Origin of the sequence: Mesorhizobium sp. M8A.F.Ca.ET.021.01.1.1 (assembly GCF_003998025.1) — a bacterium.
Lineage (GTDB): Bacteria > Pseudomonadota > Alphaproteobacteria > Rhizobiales > Rhizobiaceae > Mesorhizobium.
Genome location: NZ_RZSJ01000990.1, coordinates 1 through 1,005, shown reverse-complemented (window position 1 = coordinate 1,005; position 1,005 = coordinate 1). Strand labels below are relative to the sequence as shown.

The 1,005-nt window shown below is 64.8% G+C and carries 2 protein-coding genes; one reads left to right on the top strand and one right to left on the bottom strand.

Going from position 1 to position 1,005, the window contains the following annotated elements; translation table 11 throughout:
* Window positions 1-473: MFS transporter (locus EOA36_RS36085; protein WP_127281292.1), on the bottom strand; the 473-nt coding region annotated here is incomplete at its 3' end.
* A 115-nt stretch (window positions 474-588) separates the two neighbouring features.
* Between EOA36_RS36085 and EOA36_RS36080 the strand changes: the two genes are divergently transcribed.
* Window positions 589-1,005 (top strand): GntR family transcriptional regulator (locus EOA36_RS36080; RefSeq protein WP_145969538.1); only part of this gene is annotated, 417 nt, incomplete at its 3' end.

The window sequence follows — 1,005 nt, the reverse complement described above, 5'->3', positions numbered from 1 at the left end:
GGGCCCGCCGTGATACCCGCCGACAGGACGCCAAGCGCCCAGCCGGAGCGCTCCTTCGGCGTCTGCATGGCCACCAATATCGTTGAACCCGAGGAATAGCCGCCGGCGAAGCCGATCAGCAGGCGCAGCAGAACCAATTGCCAGACCGTCTCGACCATGCCCGTCAGCGACATGCAGATCGCCATGCCGAAGGAGGCGCGGACCAGCATCACCTTGCGGCCGTAGCGGTCGCCCAGGCGTCCCCACAGCGGCGCGACCATTGCCGCGGCGAAGAAGGTGGCCCCATAGGCGATGCCGGACCACTGCACGATGGCCGCATGACCCTGTGCACCGAGCTGTTCGACATAGAGTGGCAGGAACGGCAAGAGCAGGGTCATGGCGATGAGCGTGCTGAACGAGCCCGCGAAACAGACGGCAAGATTGCGCCGCCAGTGAATGTTGTAGCCGCTCTGCCGCGTGTCTTCCTGTGTCATGTCCTGCCTGCCCGGTGTCGGCGCTTGTTGCGGATACCATTTTGGGATACCAATCTGGTATCCGTCATGAACTTCAAGCCCGCCGCTGTCAATGCGGCTTCGGAAAGGACGCGCGATGTCGCAGATGCAGAATGTCGAACGGCAGCTTCGCGAGATGATCCTGGCTCTCGAGGTCGGGCCGGGAGAGCGGCTGACCGAACGCTGGATCGAAGGCCGTTTCGGCGCCTCGCGCACGCCGGTCAGGGCGGCACTTCTGCGGCTGGAGACCGAGGGGCTGGTCGGCAGGGACGGGCGCGGCTGGACGGTCTCGCCCATCAACCTGGCCGAGCTCGAGCAGATCGCGGTCTATCGCGAGGCGGTCGAGGTCGCCGCGCTGCGGCTGACGTGCGGGCAAGCCGACAAGAGCGCGATCGATGTCATCGAGGCGATGCTCGATTCCTGCGACGAAAATACCCCGCGCGAGGAATGGCATCGTGTCGGCATGGATTTTCACATCGAGCTGGCGCGGCTCTCCGGCAACGAATTCCTGTTC